The sequence below is a fragment of the Bacillus manliponensis genome, assembly GCF_000712595.1.
Classification (GTDB): domain Bacteria; phylum Bacillota; class Bacilli; order Bacillales; family Bacillaceae_G; genus Bacillus_A; species Bacillus_A manliponensis.
In genome coordinates, this window is the sequence record NZ_JOTN01000043.1 from 1 (window position 1) to 9,524 (window position 9,524).

Consider the following 9,524-nt stretch of genomic DNA (forward strand, 5'->3'; position numbering starts at 1 on the left):
TATGACTTTTTACAATTTAGGTCTTGATAATGTACGTATGACATAAATTGGATACATTTTAACTGTTTACTGTACGTTAAGAGATATCTGTCCAGAAGACCTTGAGTTATTCTGTTTTGAAGTTACTTCATTTTCATCTTTCAACTTCCCTTGTAGTAAACGCTCTATTTTATTGGTAAAAACCACTTTAAGACCAATACCCTTTGTAAATTCTATTATTTGAATGTATAATTTTAACTAACCTAATAACTAAAGGAGTAACCATCATGAGAAGCCTTCTTTCAGTAATAAGCGCAACAATTCTTTCAGCTGTCCTTTTTATCTTTAATGTCTATTCCTGCTATGATAAGTACAATGCAGGAGACACATCTTATTGGATTAACGCTGCTGTATCTATAGTGTTCCTAGTCTTCTTTGTAAGTAACCTAAAAAGAGCTATTAAAGAAAACTATAAAACTTCAGCAGAATAGGAGTAAGTGCATATGTGGGAAAAGATTAATAACTATAAATACTCCCTTGGCCAATTAAAATTTATGCTTTGGATATCTATAATCGCCTTTGTTTTATACGGTGTTGATTTTTTCTATGGGCTATCCAACTTTGATATTCTATGGATGAAAGGCTTTTTCACTGTAGCAGCCTTCCTAGTATTCAGCAGCTGTAGAACTAAAATTAAAAATAATGATTACAGAACAGCATGATGTAAAGGACCTCCAATGAGGTCCTTTTTTTGTAAAATAAAAAAGTAGCGGTTAAAAAAATCTATAAAAAAGCGGTAAAAATAAATAACCAGTTCCTTAACGTACAGGGAACTGGTTAAAATGTGTCCATTTTGCGTCTAAACGTACAATTTTCTCAGAATGATATATTGACCCCATACCTATCAAGCTTATATTTTGAGCACCACCCATAACGAAAATTTTACTGTTTTACAGTTATTATGAGAATGCCGCTTATTTTTTTCGTTTTGAGGTAACTCGTTCTTTTTAATTTGCTGGCGATGAAGTGGTACCTCTCTTGTAGAAGGTGACAACTTTGTAAGAATACAAGCTTAATTTGTAAGACAAATGCATGTCTTATTTAACCATATTCTTTTAAAATAACATATGTACTAGTACAACAAACACTACAGTTCAATTGAACAATGTATAAGGAGGAATTAAAGTGTATGAAGACAGTATTACGTGTTACAACTGCTATAACTGTAATACTGTCAATGGTACCTTAGACTATTGACAATGTATAAGCATAACATATTCCGAAAATTGGATAAATAGCCACCATAAACGAAAAGCTTACATGAAAAGTATAAATTTAATCAAGGGGAATCGGTAATGAAACCATCAGTTTGCGATGTAGGAAATCATAGTCAGTTGTTACATACTTCAAGTTATTATCAATATTACTATAGAGCAATGAGTTCATAGCTGATTTTTATTTACAGGCTGTTCTTAATGAATTCATGAAATGAGGCTACACTTATAATGTAAGGAGTGGGACAATTGAAAACGGTACTATCGGTGCAACACATAACGAAAGAAATCAAGGGCAAGTTGATTGTGCAAGACATATCGTTCGATGTGGTAGCGGGAGAGATTATTGGACTACTTGGTGCGAACGGAGCGGGCAAGACAACCACGATGAAGATGATAGTTGGTCTAAGCACAATAAGTGCTGGGGACGTGCGGATTGCAGGTTATAGTATTAAGAGTCAGTTTTCTAAAGCACTCTTCAATGTAGGGGCAGTGATTGAAGCACCTGCATTCTATCCTTATTTGAGTGGGTACGAAAATTTACGTCAATATCAGCGTTTGCACAAAAATGCGAGTAAGGATTGGTTGCTGGAGGTAGCCAGTCTGACCGGGATAGAACATGCGCTTAAGCAGCGAGTAGGCACGTACTCCATGGGAATGAAACAACGCTTGGGGATTGCACAAGCACTACTGCGAAAGCCAAAGTTGCTTGTGTTAGATGAGCCGATGAATGCACTTGATCCTGCTGGTGTCCGTGAAACCCGGAACTATTTAAATAGAATTGCGGCAGATTTGGGCGTAGCAATTGTGATCTCCAGTCATCAACTGTCTGAGATTGAGCAGATGGCACACCGAGTGGTTATTATACAGAATGGCCGCTTAGTGAAAGAGCAGCGGATTGATGATGGGTTAAGTGATGGAAACTTCTGTATTACTCTTCACATTGATAATATTAAGCTTACAAGCGAAATTGTGGTTAACTTGTTTAGGGATAATCATCATGCATTGGATTATATGCAGACAGAGAAATTATCTAACGGTTTGCATACTATGACAGTAGCTATTGATGAAGGGCAAGTTCCAAATCTGATTCGAGCATTGTGTGATGCCGGGGTGGAAGTTCATCGGGTGTTGCCGGCACATACGAGTTTAGAGGATAAGTTTTTAGAATGGACAACTGAGCGAGGTGAGGTGAGTTAAGTTGTTATGGAATGAATGTTTGAAGATAGTGAATAAAAGAATCTTTATTCTTTCACACATTGGTTTTATTGTGATGACGGTACTGTTGTCTTGGTCGTACATCAGTAATCTCAAGGTTGATGTTACGGTGGCTCAAATGGTAGATGCTTTGCTTGGCCTATCGGGAATGCTTGTTATTCTACCTTGGGCGATTGTTTTGTCACCTCTTATTTGGACGGATGAGTATCATTATGGTACTCTGAAACAACTATTCCTGCATACGTCCTCGCGCTCACGGTTGTACGTTGCCAAAATTGCTGCGATGATCTTGCTCATCGTTACGGGTGTTGTTAGTATATTCATTGTTGCTTTGTTATTGAATCTTCTGATGGCTCCGCAAAACATGCAATGGGGCGACATGACGGATGTTATATACTCTATCGGAGCACTCGTATTGCAATGTTGCCTATATGCAAGTCTAGCATCCTTGATTGGTGTGTGGACGAGATCAGCTGCTATCGCAGTAGGCGGTAGTTTAGTACTATACTTTCTTCAGATAATGTTTGGAAGTAGTCTCTTATCTACATCATGGACGCACATTCTATTCATTCATCATGATGATTTAAGTGTCTATTGGAGCACATCACAATATAAATCGGAATTAGTTGGCTTACCTATGTCGTTAGCGATAGATATCGCCTATATTTTGTTTTTCTTTGCAATTGGATTATGGTTGTTCGTCAAAGAGAGAGGAGCAGACTAAACATAACACGGAGCTAAGAATGAGCAAAATAGGATACAGTTATGTCGCTCGGGATAACTGTATGGAAGACGAAAACAATGAATGTGAAACTGAAAGTAGCCAATAATGATAAGTGACAATTGATTACGCTAGTCCAATAAACCAGCAGCAGTCTAGGACTTTATTTTTTTGTCAAAGACTACCGCTGGTTTTATATTAAAATCAGTCTAACATTTTATCTTTTTCGGACAGAAACAATAGAATCAGCATCTGCCTTCCGTGCCTACATGCTCGTAAGCTAGAATTTGAAGCTTATTTTCAGCAAGTTATAGGGAAGTATCCGTTTGAACAATTGGATATTATCTTGGATGAAAAAGGAATGGAGTATCCAGGAATTGTAACAGTTGGATCCATTTCGCAACCGATTAAAGTATTAGAAAACTATATTGTACACGAAATAGCTCATCAATGGTTTTATGGAGTAATAAAATACAGTTATCCTATAATTAGGGATAACTGTGTTTTCTTAACTATATATCAGGGGGACTAAAAGATTAAAAATAATTAAAAAACATATTGATTTTATTTTTTTCATGCGTATAATAAATTAACAAGTGAACATGAACGAAAAAGTAACGATAAGGACATGAGATGATTTTTACGGTTTACAGAGAGGGAGGCCAAGGGCTGTGAGCTTCCTAACACGAAAAATGATCTTACCACCTTTGAACTTCAATAGTGAAAGAGCAATCTAGTAATTATTGACGGTATCAGCCGTTATCTGAACTTGAGCAATCTAGAAGAAAAGTGTCTAGATTGGAACAAGGGTGGAACCACGAAAAACACATTCGTCCCTTTCCTAGGGATGGGTGTGTTTTTTTATGGATTATAAGATTGAAAATTAAAAATAATTAAAAAATATGTTGATTTTATTTTATATATCAGTATAATAAGTTAACAAATAAACATGAACGAAAAAGTAACGATAAGGACATGAGATAATTTTTACGGTTTACAGAGAGGGGGGCCAAAGGCTGTGAGCTTCCTAACACGAGAAATGATCTTACCACCTTTGAACTTCAATAGTGAAAGAGCAATCTAGTAATTATTGACGGTATCAGCCGTTATCTGAACTTGAGCAATCTAGAAGAAAAGTGTCTAGATTGGAACAAGGGTGGAACCACGAAAAACACATTCGTCCCTTTCCTAGGGATGGGTGTGTTTTTTTATGGATTATAAGATTGAAAATTAAAAATAATTAAAAAATATGTTGATTTTATTTTATATATCAGTATAATAAGTTAACAAATAAACATGAACGAAAAAGTAACGATAAGGACATGAGATAATTTTTACGGTTTACAGAGAGGGGGGCCAAAGGCTGTGAGCTTCCTAACACGAGAAATGATCTTACCACCTTTGAACTTCAATAGTGAAAGAGCGATCTAGTAATTATTGACGGTATCAGCCGTTATCTGAACTTGAGCAATCTAGAAGAAAAGTGTCTAGGTTGGAACAAGGGTGGAACCACGAAAACACATTCGTCCCTTTCCTAGGGATGAGTGTGTTTTTTTTACTTTGAAAGGAGGTGCTGTAAGATGAAACGTACGGATTTAACCATAACCTGTATAAATAGTTGGCAGAACAAAGGTGATTCAAAGAGGAGAAAAGTAAAGTGAACCCCATGCGTGGAGGTGATTTTAACTAACATTTTTCCCCACTCAGAATTTCTAGCATGATTAGAATTTTAATTAGGAGGAGATTAAAATGAATAAAATAGTTTATGTTGGTGTATTAGGACTAGGCACGGTCGGAAGTGGCGTCGTTCAAATTTTAAAGGATCAGTATGAAAAAATTGCTCTTGATACAGGATGCGAACTCAAAGTAAAGACAGTAGTTGTTCGTAATTTGGAAAAGGAGCGAGATGTTTGTATTGATGGAGTTGTAGTAACAAGTAATGTTGAAGAGGTTTTAAATGATTCGAATGTTGATATTGTAGTAGAGGTAATGGGAGGAATTGAAGAAACAAAGCAATATATTATAAAGGCTTTGCAAAATAAAAAGCATGTAGTAACTGCAAATAAAGATTTAATGGCTGTATACGGAGCTGAGCTTCTACAATTAGCTTATGAAAATAACTGTGATTTATTTTATGAAGCAAGTGTAGCGGGTGGGATTCCAATATTAAGAGGGTTAACAGATGGTTTAGCCTCAGATCAAATTGAAAAAATAATGGGGATTGTAAATGGAACAACAAATTATATGTTAACAAAGATGAGTCAAAATGGATGGTCGTATGAAGAGGCTTTGCAAGAGGCACAAAAACTAGGGTTTGCGGAGGCTGATCCAACAGCAGATGTAGACGGACTAGATGCAGCGAGAAAGGTAGCGATTCTTGCTAACTTAGGCTTTTCAATGAACGTTTCTTTAGATGATGTTCAAGTAAGAGGAATTCGGAAGGTTGGAAAAAAAGATTTAGAGATGGCTGAAAAGTTAGGGTTTACTATGAAGTTAATTGGTAAAGCGGAGAAACAAGGTTCATCCATTCATTTACATGTGGAACCGACTTTATTACCAAGTCATCATCCACTATCGAATGTAAATAACGAATTCAATGCGGTATATGTTCATGGCCAAGCGGTAGGAGAAGTAATGTTTTACGGACCAGGGGCTGGGAAGTTACCAACTGGTTCTGCCGTAGTAAGTGATATTATTTCTATCGTTAAAAACATGAATCGGGTTCCGAAAAATAAAAGTATATTAAAAGAGCCAAAGCCGTATGAATTGCAAAAAGATGAGGAAGTAGTTTCAAAATATTTTTTACGCATTTCATTACAAGACGAGCCCGGAATGTTGCAAAAAATAACAGAATGTTTCGTTAATTATTCCGTGAGTTTAAAAGAGGTCATTCAAGTACCGTTGAATGATGAGCTTGCAGAAGTCGTTATTGTAACGCATCACACTTCTAAATATCAGTTTGAACAATTATTAAAATCTATTGGGAATATCGCAAGTGAAATAAAAAGCTATTATGTTATTGAGGAGGAGAAAGCATATGTATAAAGGATTATTAAAAGAGTATGCTTCTTATTTGCCAGTGAATGAAAACACACCAGAACTTAGCTTAATGGAAGGGAATACACCACTTATTCCGCTTTTAAATATTTCTAAACAATTAGGTATTCAATTATACGGAAAGTATGAAGGCGCAAATCCAACTGGTTCATTTAAAGACCGTGGTATGGTAATGGCAGTTGCTAAAGCGAAAGAAGAAGGTTCGGAAGCAATTATATGTGCGTCAACGGGTAATACATCAGCATCGGCTGCGGCATATGCAGCACGACTTGGGATGAAATGTATTATTGTTATACCTAAAGGGAAAATTGCTCATGGTAAGTTAGCCCAAGCAGTTGCTTACGGTGCAGAAATTATTTCAATTGAAGGGAATTTTGATGATGCACTTCAGGCTGTTAGAAATATCGCTGCAGAAGAGCCAATTACATTAGTAAACTCTGTGAATCCGTATCGAATTGAAGGGCAAAAGACAGCAGCATTTGAAATTTGTGATCAATTACAAGCTGCTCCAGATGTTCTTGCTATACCTGTTGGGAATGCGGGGAATATTACAGCATATTGGAAAGGTTTTTGTGAATATGAAAAAGAAAAAGGTTATAAGAAGCCGAGAATTCACGGTTTTGAAGCGGAAGGGGCTGCAGCAATTGTAAAAGGACATGTAATTGAAGAGCCTGAAACAATTGCAACGGCGATTCGTATTGGTAATCCAGCTAGTTGGAATTATGCAATTGAGGCTGCGGAACAATCAAAAGGTGAAATTGATATGGTATCAGATGAAGAGATTTTACATGCGTATCGGCTATTAGCAAAAACAGAAGGAGTTTTTGCAGAACCAGGATCAAATGCCTCATTAGCAGGCGTAATAAAACATGTTCAATTAGGGAAAATCAAAAAAGGTGAAACAGTTGTTGTAGTATTAACAGGAAATGGATTGAAAGACCCTGATATAGCGATTGCATCTAATAAGCTAGAAATAGCGAGTGTTTCTAATGACATAGAAAAAATTAAGGAACACATTAAAGGGGTGATTGTTTCATGATTCCGTTAAAAATTCATGTTCCAGCAAGTACGGCAAACGTTGGACCTGGTTTTGACTCAGTTGGCATAGCTTTATCACTTTATTTAGAAGTGGTAGTTAAGGAGAAAGCAGATAAGTGGCATGTTTTACATTCATTTGATGATTCAATTCCAAAGGATGATAAAAATTTAATCGTTCGTACAGCATGTAAAATATGCCCTGCTTTATCGCCGTATATAATAGAAGTTACGAGCAATATTCCATTAACAAGAGGATTAGGAAGCAGTGCTTCAGCAATTGTAGCTGGAATAGAACTTGCAAATCAACTTGGACAATTACAATTAACAGCTGAACAAAAGGTTCAAATTGCTACAAACTTTGAAGGGCATCCAGATAATGTTGCAGCCTCTATTTTAGGTGGGATAGTAATAGGAGCATTTGACGGGGAAGAAGTAGCGATCGTAAAGGTTGAAAGTAAGGAACTAGGAGTGATTTCTCTTGTTCCAAATGAGGAATTGGATACAGATAAGAGTCGTTCTGTATTACCGGAAACATTTCCGTTTCATGAGGCAGTTAAGGCTAGTGCGATAAGTAATGTATTAGTAGCAGCATTATGTCAAAAGAAGTGGGAAGTAGTCGGTGAAATGATGGAAAGAGATCATTTTCATGAGCCGTATCGTTTGGAATTAGTACCGTTATTGCCATCTATTCGTGAATGTGCGAAAGAAATTGGAGCCTATGGTACAGCACTCAGCGGTGCAGGTCCGTCAATTTTCATTTTAACTCCGCATGAAAAACGCCACGAAATTGCTAAGCAATTAGCGAAAATATTTACAGGTATGAAAGTATGGGAGCTTGAAATTGATCATAAAGGAATCGTTGTGGAAAGAGAAAAACATATGGCATTATATAGTTAAGTTGTCATAAAAAAGAGGACGGAATAACCGTCTTCTTTTTATCTTTGGAGATTTATTTTTAAAGCGGGGCGTACACCATCACGTGCTAGACTAACATTTGCATAGCTACGAATACTACAACTTGTACCGACAAAACAAGCACGCGAAGGCTTGTTTCCTTGTGTTCGTAGCCACCACCAGGAACAGCCAACCTCTTCGCCGTTTCTTATGATATAGTTATCTTTGTTTGTTTTATCATATACGTATAAGCTGCATCCATCGCTTTTTTTCGCTTTAGCAAAATCCGTTCCAACGGCGCGTCGCAAGTCTTTGTCATGTATATTAGATAGTTCTTTTATTTCAGTAACGCTAAGTAAAAAAACTTTGTCCTCTGTATCTGGGCTTCCGTCTCCGTTGTCCATACAATAAGTCGTTCTTATTAATTCTTTTTCAGTAGCATTGAATGCGGTGTTATAAAATTCATCATTCAACCAATTGCGCAAATCACAGTCATGCCATGTAATATCTACACAATCACGCCACGTAATGTCCGCACTCTTACCGTGATATCGCTTGCATTCCAAAATATATTCACTCAAAATGAACAGCTCTCTACCTGAATTGTGCAATACCCTCCAGTTTATTGGCGTTCTATCTGTGCCGTCAACCGTTTGAGGATAAGTACCAAATGTAATGATTTCACCAGGCTGTGCATTTTGGTGTGGTATATAATCAAGGCTATTATTTTCCAATGAGATCTCCTCCTTTTTGTTTCCAATTTAATTATATAACATTGATGCAAGTGATAAGGTTAGAGTGAGATATACTGATTAATTCAAATTGTAAATTAAAAAAGCTTATCAACAATACTTTAATGTTTTTATTTAAGGTTTGTATTATGCTGTATGAATCTGAAAGGGTAGGTATTCGGAGTCTATAGTTCTAAAGATCATAAAGATATTCAAAGCAGAACAAGGCGATTATGGTGACGGATTTGCTTTGGAAAATTATTTGCTAGTGAAAAAATCTCAGCTTATAAAAATTAAAGTTTTTTGTAATAGATTAGTGGTGCTTTCTACTGTTATACGTTTTTGTAGATTGATAAATAAAGTTGTTTCTGTAGTGTTTGAAGAAATAATTGTATTCTGCCAACCATTCACCAACAGTATATACTTGACGGATTCTTATCCTAATGTGGATAAAATATAAAAACTATTCAGGAATAAGAAAAAACGCACCTTAAAGGTACGTTTATACTTTCAACTTATCATGTACAATCTTTGAATTTTCAATTTGAATTGTTGTATGTTCTATTTTAAATCTATCATTAATTTTATTAATTGCTTCTTGTAAAATTTCTT

The 9,524-nt window shown here is 36.1% G+C and carries 7 protein-coding genes and 3 other annotated features; of the genes, 6 read left to right on the top strand and 1 reads right to left on the bottom strand.

What is annotated here, in order from left to right:
* The first annotated feature begins 482 nt into the window (after window positions 1–482).
* From BAMA_RS22625 to thrB, 6 genes are all read left to right on the top strand, one after another.
* Window positions 483–701: a hypothetical protein gene (locus BAMA_RS22625; protein ID WP_034644162.1), complete on the top strand. Its 219-nt coding sequence runs from the start codon at window positions 483–485 to the stop codon at window positions 699–701.
* 801 nt (window positions 702–1,502) lie between these two features.
* On the top strand, window positions 1,503–2,453 hold the full coding sequence (locus BAMA_RS22630) for an ABC transporter ATP-binding protein (protein WP_034644165.1): 951 nt from the start codon (window positions 1,503–1,505) through the stop codon (window positions 2,451–2,453).
* Between the two features lies 1 nt (window position 2,454).
* Window positions 2,455–3,195, top strand: a complete 741-nt coding sequence (locus BAMA_RS22635) for an ABC transporter permease (protein ID WP_034644168.1) — start codon at window positions 2,455–2,457, stop codon at window positions 3,193–3,195.
* Between the two features lie 605 nt (window positions 3,196–3,800).
* Window positions 3,801–4,033 (top strand) — a binding site (T-box leader).
* A gap of 114 nt (window positions 4,034–4,147) precedes the next feature.
* Window positions 4,148–4,380: a binding site (T-box leader), on the top strand.
* 114 nt (window positions 4,381–4,494) lie between these two features.
* Window positions 4,495–4,726 (top strand) — a binding site (T-box leader).
* A 215-nt stretch (window positions 4,727–4,941) separates the two neighbouring features.
* On the top strand, window positions 4,942–6,237 hold the full coding sequence (locus BAMA_RS22640) for a homoserine dehydrogenase (protein WP_034644170.1): 1,296 nt from the start codon (window positions 4,942–4,944) through the stop codon (window positions 6,235–6,237).
* Window positions 6,230–7,288, top strand: coding sequence for a threonine synthase (thrC, locus tag BAMA_RS22645; protein ID WP_034644172.1), 1,059 nt, complete (start codon window positions 6,230–6,232; stop codon window positions 7,286–7,288). The genes BAMA_RS22640 and thrC overlap by 8 nt, the downstream gene beginning before the upstream one ends.
* A complete protein-coding gene (gene thrB / locus BAMA_RS22650) occupies window positions 7,285–8,184 on the top strand; it encodes a homoserine kinase (protein ID WP_034644175.1) in 900 nt (299 codons plus the stop codon). Before thrC ends, thrB begins: the two co-directional genes overlap by 4 nt.
* A gap of 38 nt (window positions 8,185–8,222) precedes the next feature.
* Here thrB and BAMA_RS22655 read toward each other — a convergent pair whose 3' ends face one another.
* Entirely contained in the window at window positions 8,223–8,915 is a 693-nt protein-coding gene (locus BAMA_RS22655) for a DUF6273 domain-containing protein (protein ID WP_034644177.1), read from the bottom strand.
* Window positions 8,916–9,524 lie beyond the last annotated feature (609 nt).

Bases quoted from the DNA above. Each gene is read 5' to 3' on its own strand.
- thrB (WP_034644175.1), top strand. From the start codon at position 7,285: ATGATTCCGTTAAAAATTCATGTTCCAGCAAGTACGGCAAACGTTGGA.
- BAMA_RS22625 (WP_034644162.1), top strand. From the start codon at position 483: ATGTGGGAAAAGATTAATAACTATAAATACTCCCTTGGCCAATTAAAA.
- thrC (WP_034644172.1), top strand. From the start codon at position 6,230: ATGTATAAAGGATTATTAAAAGAGTATGCTTCTTATTTGCCAGTGAAT.
- BAMA_RS22640 (WP_034644170.1), top strand. From the start codon at position 4,942: ATGAATAAAATAGTTTATGTTGGTGTATTAGGACTAGGCACGGTCGGA.